Raw genomic sequence first — 21519 nt, 5'->3', positions numbered from 1 at the left:
GTTATCTTACTTGTGATTGACTACAGAAATCTTCGGCCTAACGCACCCTACTACTACTAATACTACTCATTACTCATTACTTATTACTCATTACTCATGTTTGGTGCGTTACGGCAATCCGTTATCTTACTTGTGATTGACCAAAGATAACGACAGCCTAACGCACCCTACTACAAGTACTACTTATTACTTATTACTTATTACTTATTTGTAATCGAATTTAGTAGTTACTCGTATTCTGCAACACTGAGATATTCCTGCTTATTACCGAAAAACGAATCAAAAATCTGACGATGACGCTTTAACCCAAATTCATCAAGACGAGACTCATATTGACTAACCCAGTCAATCAATGAGTTTAACATGGACTGTTGTGCTTGAGGGGAATCAAATTTACTAACTTCCCAAGGACGTTGAAGACAATGAGTAATACAAACCTCAACACCGGGATTGAGAAACCGCAATTCATCACAGTAGGGGAGTGCGGCTTCTACTAAATCGCCGTAGCAACCTTCTATAATCCAGGAATCTTCTTGTTTAATAAATTCTTGAAGTAATGCGATACTTTCAGCTAAGGGCTTTCTTTGGATATCATAATTCCAGGCAATGTCATCAAGAGACAAATAGGCAATTGTTTGATTACCTATTAGCCGTTTTGCCATAGTACTTTTGCCAGCACCAGCATTACCTAGCAGAATAATTTTCATTTCTTAAGTTTTAGGAATTTCTGCCAAAAATGCAAAGGAGAAGTCTGGGGATTATGTCGATTCCATTCACGATTGATATGACCCAACATACGATATTTGATATCATACTTTTGAGCAAAATCGATGTTTACTTCTTCAGCTAAATTACCAAATTTAAAACCTTCCGGTAAAAAATGAGCAGCAAGAGATCTTCTGCGTAAAGATGGATTAGTGCCAGCAATTGACCCATGCACTATTTTAGATCCCCAAAAGAAGATATCACCTTTTTTAATTGGTGGTGCATACATAAAATATTTTTCCGTGGCTAACAAAGCATCAATTTCTTGCAGGAAACTATTAAAAATTGCTAACCCCTTAGTTTCCTGATTGTAAGTAGTTTGAGGCTGGAAATTTTGTGTCCCAGGATAGACAAAGAATCTAATTCCTTCATGAGGAATATCTTCTAAAGCAATCCAAGCAGCAATTAAATAACCGTTTGGTTTAGTATCTAAATAAATCCAGTCTTGATGAGGTCTAGTGGTTTTTTGGTCAAAAAACATGGTTTGGGCTAAATGATAAGGTCCTAAACCACTAATTGCAGTCAAGGCTACTTGTAACTGAGGATTAGCTGTGACTTTGAGTATTTTATCAGCAAACTTGCCTTTAGTTCCTTTTTGGTAGCAATGGGGTTGCAAAAAAGCATTACTAACACCTCCATAGTCTGTATAGCGATTAGTTTCCCATTATTTAGACTGACGTAGATATAAATAGTCAGAAGTAACAATATGTTGATTATAAAAATCAAATAATTCTTCTAAATCTCTCGGATTAGTGGCACCTCGACAAATTATATAATTTTCCTCCTGAAAAAAAGATTGTGGATCTCTAACTTCACCCTGATGACCAAAGTATTTGAGCATTTTTTTGACAATCCAATAATTTAAATAGATTATGGCAATTTTTTCTATAATTTAACTTAGATATAAGCAAAAGGATAACCTCCATGCTCTGGCCATATAAAACCCCTGGTATTTCTGATCATCTGTTTGAAAGACTTCCCGGCATCCCCTTGAGTAAAAAGGAAATAAGACTAATATTAATTTCTGCTTTACAAATTCAAGAAAATTCAATAATTTGGGATATAGGAGCAGGAACAGGTACAATTCCTGTAGAAATAGGTTTACTGTGTCGGCAAGCAAAAATTACCGCGGTAGAAAGAGATGAAGAAGTGGCTAATTTAATTCGTCGTAACTGTGTTCGCTTTGGAGTAACTAATGTAGAAGTGATCGAAGGTAAAGCACCTGATTGTTTAAAAGATCTTCAACCACCCCCAGATCGTATTTGTTTAGAAGGTGGTAAACCAGTAAAATCCGTTCTCAAAGAGGTTTGGCAACATCTACAATTAAACGGTAAAGTAGTTGCTACAGCTAGTAATTTAGAGCATTTATATCTCCTCTCAGAAGGACTCGCTGAATTACAAGCAAGAAATGTAGAAGTTGTTCAATCTGCCGTTAATCGCTTAGAAACTAGAGGTCTTCAACAGGTTTTTGCCGCCCTAGACCCTATTTTTGTCCTTAGTGCTGACAAATTTTAACTAAGATTTGTTAACCTTTTCTTAACCCTTATCTAAAAGTATAAATGTTAATGACTCGTGTTTTGAGTGCTATAGTAGCCATCGCGATCGCCCTCACCATGATTATCCTCGGTAGTTGGTATTTTACTATTGGTTTTTGCATCATCGTTTTTTTAGGACAACTAGAACTATTTCAACTATTTCAAGCTAAAGGTTACGCTCCGGCTACGAAAACTATTTTAGTTGTTTCTCAAATTTTACTAGTTACTGCTAATGTAGCCCCAGAATTAATTACAGTAATTTTCCCCTTAGCAGGTGCTTTAACTTGTTTTTATCTACTTTTTCAATCCTCTCCTGCTACTATTGCTGATTTAGCAACCTCAATTTTTGGGTTATTCTACGGTGGCTATCTTCCTTCTTTTTGGATTCGTTTAAGAGTCGGTTCAGATGTAACCTTGAGTGAAAATAAACTATTTTTACAAGGATATTGGCCGGAGTCTTGGACTGATTTAAATAATTTTCCCTCAGCTTTGATGGTGACTTTATTAGCCTTTAGTTGTATTTGGGCGGCAGATATTGGCGCTTATATTGTGGGTAAGTATTTTGGACGCACGCGACTATCGTCGATTAGTCCGAAAAAAACCGTAGAAGGTGCTATTTTTGGCATTGCAGGCAGTCTGACTATGGCTGAATTAGGATCCTGGTATCTAGATTGGCCTTTTTGGGAAATTACTGGTGCTATTTTTGGTCTACTCATTGGTATAGTTAGCTTACTTGGTGATTTAACTGAATCAATGATGAAGCGGGATGCTGGGGTTAAAGATTCGGGGAAATTAATTCCCGGACATGGGGGCATTTTAGATCGCACTGATAGTTACGTTTTTACAGCTCCTTTGGTATTTTACTATATCACTATGCTCTTACCTTTTTTAGCTGTATAAATTCACCAATTCAATCAAGCTGTCTACTTCATCAACGGGAGTTCAAAGTTCAGGGTTAACTTTCATCAAACGGCAAAAGGATCTGGCTTTTGAGTCTCCTACAGACTAGAAAGGAACACCGAAACAACGAAATACCGAAGAAGGAGCAAAAAATGTACCTAACCCTTCTTGGGAAAACTCTAGATATGTAAAAAAAAATTTAGCAAATACCAGCAAAATCCTAGTTATTTTGTTATCGTAGATGTCAAAGCTCAACAATTTTTTTAAGTAACATGTATCATCTAGCTCCTCAATTATCAATAAACCAAGTCTTGATTAGATTCTTTCCCCCTTATTTTTAAGCCAAATAACTATAATTTCCCCATAATTAAGGAATTCTATGGTTTTGAGTCTTCCTGAGATTTCACAGACAAAGGCGTTGTTCGGGTATAACCAGATTCAGTTGCTAAAAAAAAATTAAAAAGTGTTACCCAAATGAACCAAATTGATCCCCATTTTATTGTGATCAAAGTTACAATCAGATAGGTGTTTTTCCAAAACCAGCTAATAAGCAATAATCGTCAGCTCTGGTTATAGCCAGAAAACCAAATGGTTAAATATTTTTCAATCTCGACAAAAGAAATAATCATCGTCAAAAATGATGATTTCAAAAAATAAAGGAAAAAGAGGAAAAAGAATGAGTCAAGCTAATGATGTACTAACAAAAATTAACCCTAATGAAGAATGGGAAGAGGTAATCCTCGACGAGGAAAACGAAATAGTTAACATAGAAGAAGAATTTGAAGAAGCAGTTTCTCAAATCAACAAAAAACCGCAGAAGTTGTCAAAGATTTTGCGACAAGACAACACCAAGAAGAAGCCGTTTACGGAAGACTCAATTAGAATTTATTTACAAGAAATAGGAAGAGTCAGACTACTACGAGCAGAAGAAGAAATAGAATTAGCCCGTAAAATAGCTGACTTATTAGATTTAGAGCGTAAAAGAGAAAAGTTATGGCAACAGCTAAAACGCATACCCACAGACAAAGAATGGGCACAGCTAGTAAATATGGAATTACCAGCCTTTCGTCGTCGCTTATATTTGGGAAGACGTGCCAAAGATAAAATGGTTCAGTCTAATCTGCGCCTAGTGGTGTCAATAGCTAAAAAATACATGAACCGAGGACTTTCATTTCAAGATTTAATTCAAGAAGGCTCTTTGGGGTTAATCAGGGCAGCAGAAAAATTTGACCACGAAAAAGGTTATAAGTTTTCTACATACGCTACCTGGTGGATTAGACAAGCAATCACAAGAGCGATCGCTGATCAATCCAGAACTATCCGTCTCCCTGTACATTTGTACGAAACAATTTCCCGCATCAAAAAAACCACCAAAATTCTTTCTCAAGAAATGGGACGTAAACCCACCGAAGAAGAAATTGCCACTCACATGGAAATGACTATAGAAAAGCTACGATTTATCGCTAAATCAGCTCAATTACCTATTTCTCTCGAAACACCAATAGGTAAAGAAGAAGATTCTCGCCTTGGTGATTTTATCGAAGCTGACGGAGAAACTCCTGAAGATGATGTATCTAAAAGCTTACTCAGAGAAGATTTAGAACAAGTTCTTAATGGTTTAAGTCCTCGGGAAAGAGATGTGCTCCGTTTACGATATGGCTTAGATGATGGTCGCATGAAAACTCTAGAAGAAATTGGTCAACTTTTTAACGTAACACGAGAACGGATTCGTCAAATAGAAGCTAAAGCCCTACGCAAATTACGACATCCGAATCGTAATAGTATATTGAAAGAATACGTCCGCTAAATGTGAGTCATCGATTACTAGGTGGGTGAAATAGGGAAAAAGCTCAACTAACTGTTATTTCACCCAACTTATCACTTTCTGTTATGTATTTACATCAGTAAAAACAACACAATTCACAGTAGCAAATGAAGAGAGAAAAAATAGTAGCTATTATTACCGGAAGCTTATCAATTTTGTTGGCTTTGGCCTATTTGATTATAGTTCAGTTATTAGATCTTAGAACGGAAATGATTCCAGCACCAATGGATTGGTAAAATTCTTAGGCTATTCTTGGCTGAACTGACGAACTTTGTTAATTAACCAGTTAACTAAGGCACCAAGAATTAAAATGGCGATCGCTGGATTGAATAGGGGTTGCCAGAGTTTGTACCAGAGGTCTAACCCCAAAGGCACACCGAAACTGCGACCAATCAAGGCGGTTCCAAACCAAAAAAAGCCAAACAATACCAAAAAAACATCGAAAACCAAAAAACGATTTAACCAATTAACTAATTGCTCTTTCATAGATCTTTGTTTTGAAATCATCTAAAGCTAAAAGAGAGCGATGGCTATAAGCCGCGTAACGCTCTTGCTTTTTACGAATTTTAACCTCTAGAGGGGAAAAAATACCAAAATTAGGGGGCATCGGTTGAAAATGTTTAGCCGAAGCCGAACTAATAAAATTAAACAAGGCACCCATCATGGTTGTTGGTGGCAAACTAACCGGGGTTAAACCCAAAGCTAAACGCGCAGCATTAGTCCCTGCCAACCAACCGCCGCAACAAGCTGCGGTGTAACCCTCTGTCCCTACTAATTGACCTGCGGCTAGGAGATTAGGCCGTTTCTTAAACTGTAAAGTAGGATAGAGCAACTCAGGAGAATTAATAAAAGTATTTTTGTGCATTACTCCCATTCTCACAAATTCTGCCTTTTCTAATCCAGGAATCAAGCGAAATATTCTTTTTTGTTCTCCCCAACGTAAATTGGTCTGAAAACCAACTAAATTCCAAAGCTGACCCCCTTTGTCCTCCTGACGCAGTTGCACCACAGCGTAGGGAATCTTACCTAGGTCATGAGGATTAGGAAGCCCTACGGGTTTTAAAGGGCCAAAACGCATAGTATCTTCACCTCTCCTGGCAAGTTCTTCAATTGGTAGACAGCCTTCAAAAAATTTAGCCGTTTCCTGCTCAAAATCTTTTAATTCAGCCTGTTCTCCTTGAGTAAGTTCTTGCCAAAAGTGTAGATATTGCTCTCTATCCATAGGACAATTTAAATAGGCCGCCTCCCCCTTGTCATAACGGGAAGCTAAAAAAGCCTGATTATAGTCTATAGATTCCCCCAAGACAATCGGACTAGCGGCATCAAAAAAACTAAAATACTCCATGCCTGTAAAAGCTTGTAAGTCTTCAGCGAGAGCAGGACTAGTCAAAGGACCTGTGGTTAATACCACAATACCATCTCTGGGGATTTTTTCAACTTCATTACGGCGAAATTCAATTAAGGGATGACTTTCTAGCTTCTGGGTTAATTCTTGACTAAAAACCGCTCTATCTACAGCTAAAGCCCCTCCGGCGGGCACAGCGTGCTTATCAGCAGTTTGAATAATAATTGAGTTTAAACGTCGTAATTCCTCGTGCAATAAACCCGCCGCGCGATCCTTTGCTTGTGCGCCAAAAGAATTACTACAAACTAACTCGGCCACTTCTGTGGTGTGATGAGCTGGACTAGTACGGATTGGGCGCATTTCGTATAAGATAACTGGTACACCAGCTTCGGCTATTTGCCATGCTGCCTCTGTGCCTGCTAACCCTGCACCTATTACTTGAATCTTTTGGATATCTACATTCATTTTTAGCTTATATCGTTCTAGTATATTTATAGTCTATCTTAATCATTTGAGCAAATATTACAAATAATTCCCCACACTCAAATATTTTATAGGGATTTATTATTAATAAAAATTCTCCTCTCCCTGCGACCGTGCTCAGAAGCTCCCACCTTCTCCTCACCATTTTCTTTTGGAAGAATGCAACAGCCCTGGGGGAGTTTTACCTCAGGCTTGCCGTTCACTTTACAATATTATTACAGTTGTATTTGAGGACGAATAGCTTCTAGTTTTCCTTCTTTTGCACTATTAAAAACTCTATAAAGCCGTTCTACTTCATGATAGATATTAAACTCCTGTTCAACCTTTTTTTTGCCAGCAACTCCTAATTTGGTTCGTAACTGATGATCCTGAAGTAAGGTATCAATTTTCTTAGTTAATGAAATAGTATCTCCTGGAGGAATTAGATAACCATTAACTCCATGCTCAACTAATTCACTGACCCCAGCAATTTGCGTAGCCACTACTGGAATGCAAGCTGCCATTGCCTCCATAAGCACTACGGGAAGTCCTTCAGAAAAGCTGGGTAAGACGAAGATATCAGTTTCCTGCAAAAGCTGACGTACTTCAGTTTGAGATTTATAGCCGACAAATTTTACCTTTTCCTTTAATCCCAATTGAGCCGTCAATAATTCCAAGTGCTTGCGCTCTGAACCATCTCCAACAACTGTCAAGATTAAATCGGCATAAGAAGCTTTTAAAGCTACAAGACTTTCTAAAAGGATAGGCAAACCTTTCCCTCGCACCAAACGTCCGACATAGAGCAATTTTTGGCTGTTTTTATGATGAGAAACTGGAGTAAAAAGAGTAGGGTCTACGCCACAGTGTATAACATACATCCGCCGCCAATGTTCAGATTCAGCAAAAAACATTCCTTGGCTGCGACAGAAATAACTAATACAACAAACAAACAGTGCCCTTTTAATTTTTTCATCAATACGCCAACGATAAGGCTCAAAAAAAATATATGAACCGTGTAAAGTAAAACTAAAAGTAAATCCCCCTAGTTCAGCAGCAAGCATAGCTACACTACCGCTTGAAGAACCAAAATGATTGTGGAGATGTTGAATCTGTTTACTGTTAATCTCGTGGGCTAAAATGCCAGCTTCAGCAAAGTAGAAAAGTTGATAGAGATGACCATTGAAACCATCTTGTCTAATAACCCAAGCCAACTTTAGCCCTCGTAAGTATCTTCTAGGTGAGCTAATTAATAAATTAAGATGAGATCTCAGCAAAGTAAAAGGATTAGCAGGCAAAATATAAGAAGTATTCTGACGTTCCCATTTTTGTTCTGCTCCTACCATATTTTCATCACTAGTTCTACGAACTGAAAAGGTGTAAACTTCCACGCCTTTGTTTCTTAGAACAGCTACCTCACGTTGAATAAATGTATCAGTTGCTCGGGGATATTCGCCAGTTAAATAGGCAATTTTCATGATTTACTCCTTGTATTAAGATGTACTGTGGGCAATCTGTGGAGGTTAAATATTTAGTTATGTTGCAAAAATTCTGCACCATTGAGTATTGTTGTATATTTATACAACAATACTGAGCTATTGAACCTAATTAATAAACTCCAAATTTAAAAGAATGTTTAGGATTCATTAATCAGGTAAAATAAAAAAGGAGAAATCAAATTAGCACAAATTGCGCTAACTATTATTTAATTTGTAAATATTCTAAGCCTAATCTAAGAGATTGAATGTCTATTTTTAAAGGATGACAAGCAAATTTTCTACCATTTTTATCTATTTGAGAATCATTATAATTTTTGGGAAGTTCTCCCATTACTGCACACCATGTACCATTTATTGCACCTGTTATATCTCGAATACTTTCAACTACATATCCTGGATTGAATAATTCTAATACTTTGACATTGGTACGGTTAAATACCAATGCTCCAAAAGCTGCTCCATGGATTCCTACTATTGCTTTCGCATTTTTACAAATAGACCATTGTTCTTCTAGGCTTATATCTTCAAAATAATACTTAACAAAATTATATTGTTTTAAAAATTCTTCTACTTCTCTTTCATTAATCAGTTTTCTGGAATTTTTACGACTGATAAAAATTCTCTCTGGCGTTTCTTTTTTGTAGCCTTCAATTTTTATATTTTCATAAATAGACAACATAGATTGATACATTTTTGAACCTATTGTTGTGGTCATGTTATCTTCTTTAACAGTAACCATGTTTCCTTCTAACTCACGATTAGTTAGAAATACTTTAAAATTTAGTAGTTCACACATTCTGTAAATATACTTAGGCAGGTTTTTATCTATAATTAAAGTCAAACTATAACCATTTTTTTTGACTATAAACAAAGCTAATGGTAAGATGTCAGTTAGCATAAGAGCAACGTTATTTTGAACAGAAAAACGACAGTCATAAAAAATACGGTCATCTTTTATTTGAATAGGAAACATAATTTTTTTATAAAGTTTATTTTTTTTAGAAATAAATTGAAAATTAGCAGCATTTGTAGTTCTTCTGGTAATACCGTATTCTATTTCTGGCAAATGTCTTTGATAACCTGGTTTATTAATTTCCAAAATAGTTCGAGTCCATGCGTCACCTAAATGAGTTGGATTAGTAAACATTTTGGCATCAGGGATAGTTAATATATCTGCTGGCACTTTATTGATTGAATCAGTTGAGAAAATCATAATTTTACGTCAGTTTGATGAACTTCTAAACGGGCAAGAAAAGACTGAAACTAAATCTTATGGTTTAATATCAATCAGTTTCAGCTATGAAGCATAATAATATCGTCTCACGTTTAGTGGTATTTTAGCTAAAATATTAAGAAAACTTTTCACTAATCATATCTATTTGTAATGTATACATAATATGTATACTTACTTTGGCGCCGGTTTCCGGCGCACACCGATAGCGCACGCCTGAGTGCTAACAAAGATTTTTTTATCCACCAAAACAATTAACTTTCCCCTGAGGTTAATTTAGTACATAAGTTCTGATGTTTGAAGGTGAGATGAGCAAGAATTCAAAAAATGTTTAGATGACTGTTGAGATTACGGTAAAATGTTCTCGTTGCTATACCGCTAATGTAGTTAAAAATGGTTTTTCTGGAAAAGTAAAACCACTTTGAATTGAGAGATAGAATTTCTTGAGTTTGACACGGGCATCAATTATAGCAGCGAGTAAACCTCAACTTATTGAAAAGTTATTATTAATCATGAAATCGTTAGAAAAAGTTAAGAAATTTACCGAAAATTTCTTAAAGGATTTTTTTCAAGTATGCCGTAATAGAAAGGTTATTTGGTCTATTGGAATTTATACAGGTAGAACTCCCCTAGATTTAATTCCTGCGAAAAATAATATAAATCCTATTTTAACTGCTAAAGATGTTACTGATTTTAAGGCAGATTTTATTGCTGATCCTTTCATGATTTATGAAAATGGAACTTGGTATATGTTTTTTGAGGTCTTTGATAAACTAGAAAGAAAAGGAAAAATTGGGTTAGCAACTAGCTCGGATGGATATCATTGGGCATATCAGAAAATTGTACTTGATGAACCTTTCCACTTATCCTATCCTTATGTATTTAGGTGGAAAAATGAATATTATATGATCCCCGAAAGCTATGAAGCAAAATCAGTTCGTCTATATAAGGCAGTTAAATTTCCCCTAGAATGGCAGTTGCTTAAAGAATTAATAGAAGACGTGACTTATGTGGATTCTTCAATTTTTTATTTCCAAGATTATTGGTGGCTTTTTACTTCATCGATAACTTGGGATATTCTTCATCTTTACTATTCTAAAGAGTTAACTGGTTCATGGAATAAACACCCCAAAAATCCAATTATAGTTCAAGATAAAAGTATCGCTAGACCTGGGGGAAGAGTGGTTATCTTCGACGAAAAAATTTTCAGGTATGCTCAAGATGATCAGCGAATCTATGGAGAAAAAGTACGAGCCTTTGAAATAACTGAGCTAACACCAAAAACTTATCGGGAGAAAGAAGTCAGAGAAAATCCTATTTTAGAGCCTAGTGGCTTAGGGTGGAATAAAATCGGGATGCATCATTTAGATCCTCACCTAATTGACAAAGAACAATGGATAGCTTGTGTAGATGGGTGTCAGTATCAATCTTTGTGGCAATGGATTAGAAGCCTTTAATAAACATATATTAGTATTAATGTAATATGAAAAAATGTTGATAAAAATTAAAAATTACCGAAAATTCTCTGTAACTGTCTGACAAATAAGTCTTTCTACAACTGCAACACTTTTAACTCAACTTCACCACAAACTCGCAACCAGTTTTCCAACAAAATTGAAAATACGGTAATGTAATTGAAGATACTATTGTTTTAATGAAGTAAAAACACCATGATTAGTCAAAAAATTCTAGTTACCGGGGGAGCCGGTTACATCGGCTCTCATGTAATATATCAATTAGGAGAAGCAGGCTATAATATAGTAGTTTATGATAACCTTTCTACAGGGTCAGTCGAAGCTATTCTATATGGTCAATTGATTGTTGGTAATTTGGAAGATACAGAACTGTTATACCGTACTTTTGCTGAACATCAGTTTGATGCCGTATTACATTTGGCTGCCAGTATTTCCGTGCCAAAATCTATAGCTAATCCGCTTAATTATTATGCTAATAACACATGTAATACCTTAAATTTGTTGCAATGCTGTCAAGCCTTTGGAATCAACAAATTCGTTTTCTCTAGTACTGCTGCTGTTTATGGTGAACCTGAGGAGAATACTGTAAAGGAGTCATCGCTGATTAAACCAGTCAATCCCTATGGTTGGTCTAAACTAATGAGCGAACAGATGATTAGAGACTACAGTCAAGTATCGGAATTCAAGTACATCATTTTACGTTATTTCAATGTTGCTGGTGCTGATTCAACCGGTAAAATTGGTCAGTCAGTGAATAAAACAGAACATTTAATCAATATTGTCTGTGATTGTGCTTTAGGCCGTCGTCCTTATGTTAGTATCTTTGGCACTGATTTCCCGACGGATGATGGTAGTGGTGTCAGAGATTACATACATGTTGAAGATCTGGCTAGAGCCCATATTGATGCTTTACGTTATTTAGAGTCTGGAAATGAAAGTCAGATATTTAACTGTGGTTATGGTCATGGTTATAGTGTGCAAGAGGTCATCAAAAAAGTGAAGAAAATTTCTGGAAGAGAATTTTGTGTAAAAGAGTTACCCAGACGTGCAGGAGATCCAGCTTGTGTTATTGCTTGTGCTGACAAAATTTATCAGATTTTGGGATGGAAGCCAAAGTTTAATAACAATTTAGATGCTATTATTACTTCCACTTTAAAGTCTCTGTAGCTTTGCAATAATTGTAAGAAGTTTTGTTATGAGACGTTGCTGAATAAGCAGTGGATTAGCTAGAATAAGGCAAGTAATCATTTTGTATTTGCAACACAAAATGTTGCTTGCTAATATGTTAAAATATAAAAAGCTACGGCTTTATTTAACCTGATTCATCAACTCCAAATCTCCTGAAGGGGCTTTCTTTGGTGGCGATCAGCAATTCTCCACACAGCCGCTCTTCAAGTGGCGACATTTCTAAAAAGAAATAATCTTACTAAATAGACCTCTTGCCAAAATATTTTTTACTACAATTAATGGCCCTAGTTAATCAACAGTTAATGAGTGTGGCCCACATGATTAATTCTCCTTTAAGCTTGTTTTCTCCCAATCTAGTATATAAATCGCTATTTTCTTCTTAAACCAAGATTATTTAAACCAAGGAGTAAACGTTCAGCTTCTTGATGATTATTTTGACTGCGATGAAGAGCGATCGCCCGTTCAAATGCTTCTAAACTAAGTTCTATTTTACCAATTTTTAGATAAGCTACTCCCAAATTTTGATAGGTGTAGGCATAGTCAGGATCTAGTTCAATTGCTTTTTGATAGGCTTCTATTGCTTCTAGATAACGCCCAACTTGTTTAAGACTCATCCCCAAATTATAATAACCCAAGGCAAAACCAGGGTCTATAGATATAGCTTCTCTATATATCTCTATCCCTGTTTCAGAATCTCCCAAGGCTTGCATCAAACTAGCTAAGTTATTATAGGCGCCTAGTTTCAATATATCGCTGATTGGTTGCTCTATCGCCTGTTCATAATGTTCTAAAGCTTGGGAAATAGATTCTCTCCGTGTATAGGCATTACCTAGATGATAGTGTATTTCAAATAAAATATGGGGAGTAGTTGAAAAGTTTAAAGCCTGTTGCAGTAGAGAAATACCTTTTTCTACTTCTCCATTTTTGATATATATCCCCGCTAATTTGCTACACACATAGGCATCCTGGGGATTTTCTTGATAAAACCCTTCCATAATGGTACGCGCCCGTGTATCTTTGTCTAGAGAGGCGATCGCCCCTGGTTGATAACCATAGTGATAAATACCTACTTTATCTATTTCAATTATTTGCCAATCTGGTTCTACAGTTAATAATTCAATCACACTATCATCAACCATAGAATGATAGGGACGATTAAAATATACTTGAGGATGACGACGAAAGCAACGAGAAACTAGAGAATAAGGAGATTGACTTGCACCTACTTCTTGACGTAAGCAATTAATTAATAAATTTTTCTGAGATTTTATGCCTGTCTTAATTTCTGGTACTATCTCTTTAGCTAAAACCTCATCAGCATCTAAAGAGATTATCCAGTCTGTTTTTACATACTGTAGTCCATAGTTGCGGGCTGTGGAAAAATTATTATTCCATTCAAAATGATATAAATTGGCACCGTATGCTTTAATAATGTCTATGGTAGCATCAGTGGAGCCTGTATCGACAATGATCATTTCCTCAACAACATCTTTAACACTATCAAGACATCGAGGTAAAGAGGTTTCTTCGTTTTTAACAATCATGCAGAGAGTAATATTCATAGGATACAAATATATTATTGAATCTGACGCAAAATTTTAACTTGATATTGTTTACTTTCTAGCATTTGGTAATTATCTTTTCCTACTGCTTCAGCAAATTTAGCCTCAATCTCTTCTAACACAGCTTTGGGAATTGCTTTCCATCGCTCTTTATTTTGCCAATGAATCACGATAATCACTTCTGTTTCTAAACAAGGATTTACCCAAATTTCCTTACCTAGATAACTAGGATAATTGTTTAATGATTGATTCCATATTTGCTCATTGGCTTCAATAAATTTTTGTTTAGCTGCTGGTACTACTTCATATTTTAACCATTCAATAACCATAAAATTATCTTTCCTATCTTTTTTTTGCTTAAAATTCAAACACCATAACCTTATCTAAAGGCAAGATTATTGCTATAATCTATGATAAAATGCAAAAATCTAAAAAAATTGTTGTAGTAGGCGCAGGTTGGGCAGGTTTAGGCGCCACTTATCATCTCACCCAACAAGGCTATGATGTTACTCTACTAGAAGCCTCTCCCTATCCAGGAGGATTAGTATCGGGATGGCGGACTCCGGGAGGACGTGCAGTAGAAGGGGGTATTCATGGGTTTTGGTATCCCTATAGTAATATTTTTCACCTAGTTAAGCAATTAGGAATTCAACCATTTACACCCTTTACCCGCTCATCTCAGTATTCTCCCGCAGGTTTAGAGGTGCGATCGCCCATTTTTCAAAATCAGTCGCGATTACCTACTCCCCTAGGTACTTTCTTATATACAGATTTTTACCGTTTACCTGTAGCTGAAAGATTATCAGCTCTTCCTCTACTATACGCTGTCATTGATTTTGATAACTCTGATTCTGCTTGGCAACGCTACGATAAAATGTCAGCAAGAGAATTATTCCGTCAGTTTGGCGTTTCCCCAAGACTCTACAAGGATGCTTTTGAACCTATGCTACTCGTAGGATTATTTGCACCTGGGGAACAATGTAGCGCCGCAGCTACCCTAGGTATGCTTTATTACTTCATCTTAGCTCATCAGCCTGATTTTGACGTGGTTTGGTGTCGCGGGACAGTGGCTGAAAAGATTTTTGCTCCTTGGATCGCTAAAATTAATAGTTATGGTGGTAGAGTCTTAACTAATCAGCGAGTTGATGACATTGTCTTAGATACCCAAGGAGAAGTTAAAGGGGTAGTTTGTGGCGAAGAAGTATTTGAGGCTGATGCAGTAATTTTTTCTGTCAGTATCAGTGGAATGAAAAAAATAGTTAAAAATAGTTCTACTTTGTCTAATTATCCAGAGTTTATCAATCTCAATAACCTAGGTGGTATTGACGTGTTAGCAACTCGTTTATGGTTTGACCAAAAAATCAACATACCTCTACCCTCTAACGCTGGATTTGGTTTTGATCCCACCACTGGTTGGACCTTTTTTGATCTTAATTCCCTCCATGATGGCTATCGTCAAGAACCTGGGAGCGTTATTGAAGTAGACTATTATCATGCTAACCAACTTCTGCCAATGAGTGACCAGGAAATTATTACTAAAGTACAGAGAGATTTAGCTGTATGTATTCCTGCTTTTGCCCAAGCTAAGGTAATAGATTACAGTGTGATTAGAGTTAGTCAAGGAGTTACTCATTTTGCACCGGGGAGTTATCAATATATGCTACCTAGTAAAACTAGTATTCCCAATCTATACTTAAGTGGTGATTGGATTATTAACAATCATGGTTCTTGGTCTCAAGAAAAGGCTTATGTAACTGGATTACAGGCGGCTAATTTAGTGATTAAACAGTTTCAACAAGGAAAAGAAGCAAGTATCATACCAGTAGAAGCAGATGAACCCCATATTAAATTAGCACGTCAAGTTAATAGTACTATTAAAGATATTTTGTCTTGGTCTCCTTTTAACTATGCCTAAAGTTACTGTTTGCATTCCTACTTATAATCGTGCTGACTATTTACAGTATGCAGTAAATAGTGTCTGGCAACAAAGTTATACAGATATAGAATTAATTATTTGTGATGATGCCTCGGTTGATAAGACTCCAGAGATGGTGAAGCAATGGAAGGATTCTCGTCTTCGCTATCTGAGACATCCTGAAAATATCGGCAGAAGTCGTAATATGCGATCAGGTTTTACCGCCGCCACAGGGGAATATTTTATTAAGTTCGATGATGATGATGCTTTAACACCAGAATTTCTCTCTAAAACTGTAGCAGTGTTAGATAAGTATAGAGAGGTGGATTTTGTTTGTAGCGATCATTGGGTGATTAATAGTCAAGGGGTTAGAGAAACAGAGGCAACCAGGTTAAATGCTGCTAAATGGGGTAAAAATAACTTAGTTGAAGGGATAATTCCTGATTTGATGAGAGAGACTTTTGAATCTCAAAGCTTACAAGTGGGTTCAACTTTGTTTAGACGTGATTGTCTTTTAGAGGTAGATTATTTACGACCTCAAGCCGATGGTTGTGAGGATTTTGATTTACTGGTGAGATTGGCGATCGCCGGAAAAACTGGTTATTTTCTCCCGGAGTTACTGATGGAGTATCGTTTTCACGGTGGACAAACGAGTCTCAAACAAGATATTCATTTTCTCAATGCTAAAACTTTTTGTATTGATAGTTATCGTTTTCCTACTCCTGAGTTAGAAGCTATGAGAATCAAGAAATTAGCCATAACTCAGCAAGCATTAGGTTTAAGATTAATTGAACAAGGAGAAGTAACAGAAGGACGAAAGTTATTAAAAATGGCTACTAATGTCTTAGGTAAATCTACTAAAGCAACTATGGGGTTATGGCTATCTTATTTACCTTTAGGATTGCGCCAACAAGCTTTGAATAGCTTTCGTCAAGTTCGTCCTCAAAACTATACAGAAAAAGTACGTAGTAGTTAGAATGGGCGAATTTAGAACGGACATCTAACTCTTAACTTGCATCTTTACCCAAAGTTACTTGTGGTGGTTGAGTAAATGATCCCCCCAAACCCCCCTTATTAAGGGGGGCTTTATCAACATCTTTCTTTACACAAAACTTGACAAAAACCATAACTTGTGGGTCAGTGCTTTTTCAGATTTTGTCTAAGAAATTAATGTATATTAATATACATTTTATCCACAACTTAAGTAATTTTACTTAAAATTTCTCCCCTGCTCCCGGAGCTCCCCCTCTCCCTTGCTATACAAGGATTTCAGAGTTCCTTATCAAGCATAGCGCAATTTCGGGGGGCTTTATCAACATCTTTCTTTACACAAAACTTGACAAAAACCATAACTTGTGGGTCAGTGCTTTTTCAGATTTTGTTTGAAAAAATAATGTATAAAAATATACATTTAATCAGCAAATTCAGTAATTTTACTTAAAACCCCATAATATAACTGATTAAACGGACTTGATATTACTTTAAAACTTCAAAATTTTAAGACGTCAAGACTTCAAAACTCATTACTTCAAAACTCATTATTCATCCACAAGTATAGCAATGAGCCAATAGATGTTGACAAAAATGATGAAAAGCCCCCCTTAGTAAGGGGGGTTGGGGGGAAAAGTTAGTGATAAATGTTGTTAACACCACTGCGGTCACTGCTATAACTTTGGGTAAAGATGCGAGGGTCTGAGTTTAAGGGGTTAGGATTAATTCTTTAACTCATTACTCCAAAACTCATTACTTCAAAACTCAACCGCTACAAGTATAGCAATGACCAAATAGATGTTTACAGTTATCATGAAAAGCCCCCCTTGTTAAGGCTCACAAGGGTAGGTTTTTTACAAAGAGCTTGTAGTAAAAGTAAGACAAGGAAGTATCTGTATTTTAGATGTACATTAGTATGACAATACGCTGTTTTAATTGTATTATCTCCCTTGTCTCCTTGTCTTCGTTCCTCCCGGAGTCCCGTCCTCACCGAAATGTTAAAAACCTACCCTTATCAGCTTGTTAAGGGGGGTTGGGGGGATCTGTAAATATAAATATTGTTAACACTACAACGCTCATTGCTATAACTTTTGATAAAGATGCAAGATCTGAGTTGGCGAGCTTACTATAAAATTAGCCTAATCTCCCCCTAACTCTACCAATTTGCCAATATTAAAATCAATTCTTACCCAACCTTTAAGCTTGCGCAAGTTTTGCAACAGAAGTAAAGTTATTTGCCAGTGAGGGACTGTAAAAAAGGGTAAGGGGTCATTTACTTGCAAAAGGGCATCAGTCCCCTTAGTTAGTTTCTTAAACCATGCCTGTAATTCTGTCCAAGATTTTACCTCTGTTAATCGCCAAATTTCGTGGTAAAGCCAGTAAGTGGGTTTACTGTCAGCCAGAGGAAAAATTGGCATTTCCTGCTCATCTTTACTATCTTCAAGATAAGCCTTTGCTACACCAGGATGATTATAAAACATGGTAATAGCAGAATGAGTACGAGGGTTACACTCTAGAGGATAAACTTTTCCCTCTGCTGTTTGCATAAAGTCAAAGGAAATCTGTCCTGTTAACTTTAAAGCTTCCACAAAATCCTTCACCCATTGGTAGATTTCAGGGTTATCTACATGTTCATAATTAACCTGAAAAGGAGAAGATTTAGAACAACAATATAATCTTATTTTTCCCTTTCGTGCTGTAGTGTGTGTACAGTATTCTTGTCCAGTGATAAACTCTTGCATAATCCAGGGTTTCTCGGAGGTAATGGGTAAGCTTTTAACATACTCTTCCATTCCCTCAAAAGGTAACTTAGTCATATCTAAGCGGGAGACAGAATCATAATCAATACTTTTAAGAATGTATTTACTACCATCTTTGTGAAAGTCGTGTTGGAGAATTTGTTGAGGATTGGTAATAAAAAAAGATTTCGGGGATGATAGTCCAAGAGAACGAGCTTTTTCACAGAGAGTAAATTTATTATCTAATAGTTGGGTAGTCTCCGGGGTAAAGTGAATTACTTCACAATAGGGGGAGATAATATTTCCAACTATAGAATCATAATAACTCGCTACTGGACTAGAGACAGGAATAAAAACATCTATTTTTTCCTGCTTAACAATAGAGAGAATTTTTTGACAGTAACCATCTTTGTCTTTTTCTGGCGCTGGGACTGTATAAAATTTTTGCACAGATTTAGAAAATCTATGACCAGATAGCCAATATTTATCAGTTTCTAGCAGAAATACCTGATGTCCCGCCTGATGAAATGACCGGGCTAATTGTAAAGATTTAGTCATTTTCCCCCCGGTTAAGAGTATCTTTTTGGGGTTTTCAGCCACTATTTTTTGACGAAAAGGACTGGTTATCAAATCCCATAACAGGGAGATGATTACAATAGCCAAATTAAAAGGCAAGGCTATAAATAAAAGAATTAAAGTACCAATATTTTTCCAAACTGCTATCATGATTAGTTAATGTATGTGATTTGATGGAAAAGGGAAGACAATAAACAAATTCTGTTGATTGTCTTTTTCCCTCTTCCTTTTATTTAAGTCTAATGATGGTTAAACCATCCCGCAAAGGTAGTATGATTTGCTCAACTCTAGGGTCGTTGGCTACAAAATCATTAAATTGTGCGATCGCCTCTCCGTTAGGTGTGCGTTTATGTGGAGGTAAATAGGGTTGTCCCTGTAGTAGGGTGTTATCTACACAAATAAACCCACCGGGAATTACTAATTGGTAGTCTAGCAATAGCTCAAAGTATTTAATATATTCCTTCTTATCTGCATCTATGAAGACTAAATCAAAGGATTCTTGGTTGTGAGCTAATTTCTGCAAAGTATCGATAGCTGAAGCTACTTTTACTTCAATTTTGCTGCCGTGGATAGATTCTTGAAAACAAGCTTGGGCAAAGTTTGCTACATATTGGTCCACCTCACAGGCAATCAGATATCCATCCTCTGGTAATGCTTCTGCCATAGCTAAAGCTGAATAACCAGTAAACATTCCTATTTCCAGAATGCGTTTAGCTTTGATCATTTGGACAAATAATTTCAGGGCTTGTCCTTCGATATGACCTGAGAGCATTTCTCGTTCTAGTTGTGCTACTGTTTCTCCATCAGAAAATCTTTTACTCCAATCTTCTTGGGCTGTTTTTCTAGCCAAAGCCGCTAAAGCTGGTGATTCATCAGTAGAACATTTTTCCAGGTAGGGATCTATACCTGCGGCTAAATCATATACTTCTACTAGAGATTCCATAACGTTAGATGGCACTTGAGCTTTTCTGGCCATTTCTACGGTTTTTTCTAACTTTTCTACTAAAATTCCTAAAGGAGTAACGGGTCTAGCTCGTTTTTCTAATACATTTACCATTTTTTTTCCTATTTAATTCCAAATTTACTTACGGGGATTTTCTTGCCTTGACCATCTTATGGAATAGAGGCACCTAGCCACTTTTGTTTAGCCACAAATTTTTGTAGCAAATCAGATACTGAGATATCTTGAGCATGGTTATAAAATCTAATACATAGATATACCAGTGCTCAAACTCCCTTCTCTTCTATCCCTGGAAGTATATTCTTTCTTCCTTGGTGTGATTTTTTTTCTGAGTCATTATACTTAGTCATCAAATTCGATGACTTTTGCCCATTTTTAGCAGTTAAATGGGTTTTAGTTTGAATGATACTCATAGGCTCTTTTCCCCTTGTTGTTCCAAAATTTAACCTTGGATATTGGCAGTTTAACAAAAAATTAGAGCATTGTAAAGTTTTGTTAAATTGTTGATTTAGATACTGCATTGTTAATATCTCCGTTCTTAATTCTCACACTAAGTTCAGTTTTCACTCATACTCATCTCCCGATAGTAGTATGACAATGTCAGAGAAACATGAACTTAGGACAAAGAAAAAAAGAAGTTGTAATAAGCTAAGAGAATCGATTGAAAAATTAAATTCTCAATCCCTTTCATGCTTTGATAAATTACACTAAGGAGATACCCAATGATTGATTTATATACTTTTACTACTCCTAATGGTCGCAAACCAGCTATTCTCCTGGAAGAATTAGCTCTCCCCTACACTCTCCATAAAATTGACATCACCAAAGATGACCAATTTTCTCCTGAATATATAGCAATTAACCCCAATAGCAAAATCCCCGCCCTTAAAGATAGCGAAACGGGGATTACAGTTTTTGAATCTGGTGCAATGTTGATATATTTAGCAGAAAAAACAGGGAAATTTTTACCTTCGGCACTCAAGGATAAATATGCTGTTATTGAGTGGTTAATGTTTCAAATGGCTAGTGTTGGTCCTATGTTTGGACAGTTTAACCATTTTGAACATGCAGCGCCAGAAAAGATTCCCTATGCTATTGAACGTTATCAAAAAGAAACCCTACGTTTGTTAACAGTGATGAATGGTCAATTAGAGTCTAATTCTTATTTGGCGGGAGATTATTCTATTGCTGATATTGCTACTTATCCTTGGGTAGTGGCGGTGATGAATCGTTATCCTCAGCGCTTTTCTAGAGACGAGTTACCCTATGTAAAAGGTTGGATAGAAGCTATTGAGCAACGTCCGGCGGTAAAAACTGGTATGGCAATCTTAACCGATGAATACCAAAGTGACTATGGGATTGTAGCTTAATCTTTTTGTGCTTAACCTGCTACTTGACACTGGGTGCATCCCCGTTAAGTATAAGCATAAATACTTATTTTACTCCTGACAGATAGCCCGGTCTAGAAAAGCAACCAGTAGTGTTACCGCAAAACTCCATGAACGCTATTCGCAGCTACGACCGGGTTATCTCCGGTCACTCCCCACCTCACGA

At 36.4% G+C, this 21519-nt stretch carries 20 protein-coding genes; 8 read left to right on the top strand and 12 right to left on the bottom strand.

Features of this window, described 5'->3' with window-relative positions:
- Positions 1-227: 227 nt before the first annotated feature.
- From MW688_RS21595 to MW688_RS21585, 3 genes are read right to left on the bottom strand one after another with little or no spacing between them, the layout of a single operon-like run.
- The gene (locus MW688_RS21595) at positions 228-707 is read right to left on the bottom strand and encodes a P-loop NTPase family protein (RefSeq protein WP_486738078.1); all 480 of its coding nucleotides are present in this window, start codon (positions 705-707) and stop codon (positions 228-230) included.
- On the bottom strand, positions 704-1381 hold the full coding sequence (locus tag MW688_RS21590; protein ID WP_486738077.1) for a phytanoyl-CoA dioxygenase family protein: 678 nt from the start codon (positions 1379-1381) through the stop codon (positions 704-706). Before MW688_RS21590 ends, MW688_RS21595 begins: the two co-directional genes overlap by 4 nt.
- Before the next feature lie 48 nt (positions 1382-1429).
- Positions 1430-1606, bottom strand: coding sequence for a hypothetical protein (locus tag MW688_RS21585; RefSeq protein WP_486738076.1), 177 nt, complete (start codon positions 1604-1606; stop codon positions 1430-1432).
- Between the two features lie 83 nt (positions 1607-1689).
- On the opposite strand from MW688_RS21585, the gene cbiT reads away from it, so the two are divergent.
- The 3 genes from cbiT (at position 1690) to rpoD (ending at position 5007) form a co-directional block, all read left to right on the top strand.
- Positions 1690-2280 carry a precorrin-6Y C5,15-methyltransferase subunit CbiT gene (cbiT, locus tag MW688_RS21580; protein ID WP_486738075.1) on the top strand — a complete coding sequence of 197 codons (591 nt, stop codon included), beginning with the start codon at positions 1690-1692 and terminating at the stop codon, positions 2278-2280.
- 44 nt (positions 2281-2324) lie between these two features.
- Entirely contained in the window at positions 2325-3200 is an 876-nt protein-coding gene (locus MW688_RS21575; RefSeq protein ID WP_486738074.1) for a phosphatidate cytidylyltransferase, read from the top strand.
- 676 nt (positions 3201-3876) lie between these two features.
- Positions 3877-5007: an RNA polymerase sigma factor RpoD gene (gene rpoD / locus MW688_RS21570; protein ID WP_486738073.1), complete on the top strand. Its 1131-nt coding sequence runs from the start codon at positions 3877-3879 to the stop codon at positions 5005-5007.
- Positions 5008-5271: 264 nt separating this feature from the next.
- Here rpoD and MW688_RS21565 read toward each other — a convergent pair whose 3' ends face one another.
- From MW688_RS21565 to MW688_RS21550, 4 genes are all read right to left on the bottom strand, one after another.
- On the bottom strand, positions 5272-5511 hold the full coding sequence (locus tag MW688_RS21565; protein ID WP_486738072.1) for a hypothetical protein: 240 nt from the start codon (positions 5509-5511) through the stop codon (positions 5272-5274).
- On the bottom strand, positions 5492-6835 hold the full coding sequence (gene trmFO, locus MW688_RS21560; protein ID WP_486738071.1) for an FADH(2)-oxidizing methylenetetrahydrofolate--tRNA-(uracil(54)-C(5))-methyltransferase TrmFO: 1344 nt from the start codon (positions 6833-6835) through the stop codon (positions 5492-5494). Before trmFO ends, MW688_RS21565 begins: the two co-directional genes overlap by 20 nt.
- 233 nt (positions 6836-7068) lie before the next feature.
- Positions 7069-8307, bottom strand: a complete 1239-nt coding sequence (locus tag MW688_RS21555) for a glycosyltransferase (protein ID WP_486738070.1) — start codon at positions 8305-8307, stop codon at positions 7069-7071.
- A 223-nt stretch (positions 8308-8530) separates the two neighbouring features.
- Positions 8531-9541: a glycosyltransferase family 61 protein gene (locus MW688_RS21550; RefSeq protein WP_486738069.1), complete on the bottom strand. Its 1011-nt coding sequence runs from the start codon at positions 9539-9541 to the stop codon at positions 8531-8533.
- A gap of 530 nt (positions 9542-10071) precedes the next feature.
- On the opposite strand from MW688_RS21550, the gene MW688_RS21545 reads away from it, so the two are divergent.
- Complete coding sequence (locus MW688_RS21545) at positions 10072-11016, top strand: glucosamine inositolphosphorylceramide transferase family protein (RefSeq protein ID WP_486738068.1); 945 nt, start codon at positions 10072-10074, stop codon at positions 11014-11016.
- A 213-nt stretch (positions 11017-11229) separates the two neighbouring features.
- Complete coding sequence (gene galE / locus MW688_RS21540; protein WP_486738067.1) at positions 11230-12201, top strand: UDP-glucose 4-epimerase GalE; 972 nt, start codon at positions 11230-11232, stop codon at positions 12199-12201.
- 389 nt (positions 12202-12590) lie between these two features.
- On the opposite strand, the gene MW688_RS21535 is transcribed toward galE, so the two are convergent.
- The gene (locus MW688_RS21535; RefSeq protein ID WP_486738066.1) at positions 12591-13766 is read right to left on the bottom strand and encodes a tetratricopeptide repeat protein; all 1176 of its coding nucleotides are present in this window, start codon (positions 13764-13766) and stop codon (positions 12591-12593) included.
- Between the two features lie 32 nt (positions 13767-13798).
- A complete protein-coding gene (locus MW688_RS21530; RefSeq protein WP_486738065.1) occupies positions 13799-14113 on the bottom strand; it encodes a TIGR03792 family protein in 315 nt (104 codons plus the stop codon).
- Positions 14114-14202: 89 nt separating this feature from the next.
- On the opposite strand from MW688_RS21530, the gene MW688_RS21525 reads away from it, so the two are divergent.
- Positions 14203-15699, top strand: a complete 1497-nt coding sequence (locus tag MW688_RS21525) for a hydroxysqualene dehydroxylase (protein ID WP_486738064.1) — start codon at positions 14203-14205, stop codon at positions 15697-15699.
- A complete protein-coding gene (locus MW688_RS21520; protein ID WP_486738063.1) occupies positions 15692-16675 on the top strand; it encodes a glycosyltransferase family 2 protein in 984 nt (327 codons plus the stop codon). Before MW688_RS21525 ends, MW688_RS21520 begins: the two co-directional genes overlap by 8 nt.
- A 1153-nt stretch (positions 16676-17828) precedes the next feature.
- Here MW688_RS21520 and MW688_RS21515 read toward each other — a convergent pair.
- The 3 genes from MW688_RS21515 to MW688_RS21505 form a co-directional block, all read right to left on the bottom strand.
- Positions 17829-19154: an ATP-grasp domain-containing protein gene (locus MW688_RS21515; RefSeq protein WP_486738062.1), complete on the bottom strand. Its 1326-nt coding sequence runs from the start codon at positions 19152-19154 to the stop codon at positions 17829-17831.
- Positions 19155-19233: 79 nt separating this feature from the next.
- The gene (locus MW688_RS21510; RefSeq protein ID WP_486738061.1) at positions 19234-20061 is read right to left on the bottom strand and encodes an O-methyltransferase; all 828 of its coding nucleotides are present in this window, start codon (positions 20059-20061) and stop codon (positions 19234-19236) included.
- Positions 20062-20231: 170 nt separating this feature from the next.
- The gene (locus MW688_RS21505) at positions 20232-20378 is read right to left on the bottom strand and encodes a hypothetical protein (protein WP_486738060.1); all 147 of its coding nucleotides are present in this window, start codon (positions 20376-20378) and stop codon (positions 20232-20234) included.
- 309 nt (positions 20379-20687) lie between these two features.
- Here MW688_RS21505 and MW688_RS21500 point away from each other — a divergent pair, with 309 nt between their 5' ends.
- A complete protein-coding gene (locus MW688_RS21500) occupies positions 20688-21335 on the top strand; it encodes a glutathione S-transferase N-terminal domain-containing protein (protein WP_486738059.1) in 648 nt (215 codons plus the stop codon).
- The last annotated feature ends 184 nt before the right edge of the window (positions 21336-21519 follow it).

It is taken from the genome of Johannesbaptistia floridana (genome assembly GCF_057440575.1).
Note: the sequence above shows the minus strand (reverse complement) of the source record. Positions and strands in the feature narration are given on the sequence as shown.

Excerpts from the sequence above, each read along its gene's own strand:
- MW688_RS21595 (WP_486738078.1), bottom strand. The coding sequence starts at position 707 with ATGAAAATTATTCTGCTAGGTAATGCTGGTGCTGGCAAAAGTACTATG.
- MW688_RS21585 (WP_486738076.1), bottom strand. The coding sequence starts at position 1,606 with ATGCTCAAATACTTTGGTCATCAGGGTGAAGTTAGAGATCCACAATCT.
- cbiT (WP_486738075.1), top strand. The coding sequence starts at position 1,690 with ATGCTCTGGCCATATAAAACCCCTGGTATTTCTGATCATCTGTTTGAA.
- MW688_RS21575 (WP_486738074.1), top strand. The coding sequence starts at position 2,325 with ATGTTAATGACTCGTGTTTTGAGTGCTATAGTAGCCATCGCGATCGCC.
- rpoD (WP_486738073.1), top strand. The coding sequence starts at position 3,877 with ATGAGTCAAGCTAATGATGTACTAACAAAAATTAACCCTAATGAAGAA.
- MW688_RS21565 (WP_486738072.1), bottom strand. The coding sequence starts at position 5,511 with ATGAAAGAGCAATTAGTTAATTGGTTAAATCGTTTTTTGGTTTTCGAT.
- trmFO (WP_486738071.1), bottom strand. The coding sequence starts at position 6,835 with ATGAATGTAGATATCCAAAAGATTCAAGTAATAGGTGCAGGGTTAGCA.
- MW688_RS21555 (WP_486738070.1), bottom strand. The coding sequence starts at position 8,307 with ATGAAAATTGCCTATTTAACTGGCGAATATCCCCGAGCAACTGATACA.
- MW688_RS21550 (WP_486738069.1), bottom strand. The coding sequence starts at position 9,541 with ATGATTTTCTCAACTGATTCAATCAATAAAGTGCCAGCAGATATATTA.
- MW688_RS21545 (WP_486738068.1), top strand. The coding sequence starts at position 10,072 with ATGAAATCGTTAGAAAAAGTTAAGAAATTTACCGAAAATTTCTTAAAG.
- galE (WP_486738067.1), top strand. The coding sequence starts at position 11,230 with ATGATTAGTCAAAAAATTCTAGTTACCGGGGGAGCCGGTTACATCGGC.
- MW688_RS21535 (WP_486738066.1), bottom strand. The coding sequence starts at position 13,766 with ATGATTGTTAAAAACGAAGAAACCTCTTTACCTCGATGTCTTGATAGT.
- MW688_RS21530 (WP_486738065.1), bottom strand. The coding sequence starts at position 14,113 with ATGGTTATTGAATGGTTAAAATATGAAGTAGTACCAGCAGCTAAACAA.
- MW688_RS21525 (WP_486738064.1), top strand. The coding sequence starts at position 14,203 with ATGCAAAAATCTAAAAAAATTGTTGTAGTAGGCGCAGGTTGGGCAGGT.
- MW688_RS21520 (WP_486738063.1), top strand. The coding sequence starts at position 15,692 with ATGCCTAAAGTTACTGTTTGCATTCCTACTTATAATCGTGCTGACTAT.
- MW688_RS21515 (WP_486738062.1), bottom strand. The coding sequence starts at position 19,154 with ATGATAGCAGTTTGGAAAAATATTGGTACTTTAATTCTTTTATTTATA.
- MW688_RS21510 (WP_486738061.1), bottom strand. The coding sequence starts at position 20,061 with ATGGTAAATGTATTAGAAAAACGAGCTAGACCCGTTACTCCTTTAGGA.
- MW688_RS21505 (WP_486738060.1), bottom strand. The coding sequence starts at position 20,378 with ATGAGTATCATTCAAACTAAAACCCATTTAACTGCTAAAAATGGGCAA.
- MW688_RS21500 (WP_486738059.1), top strand. The coding sequence starts at position 20,688 with ATGATTGATTTATATACTTTTACTACTCCTAATGGTCGCAAACCAGCT.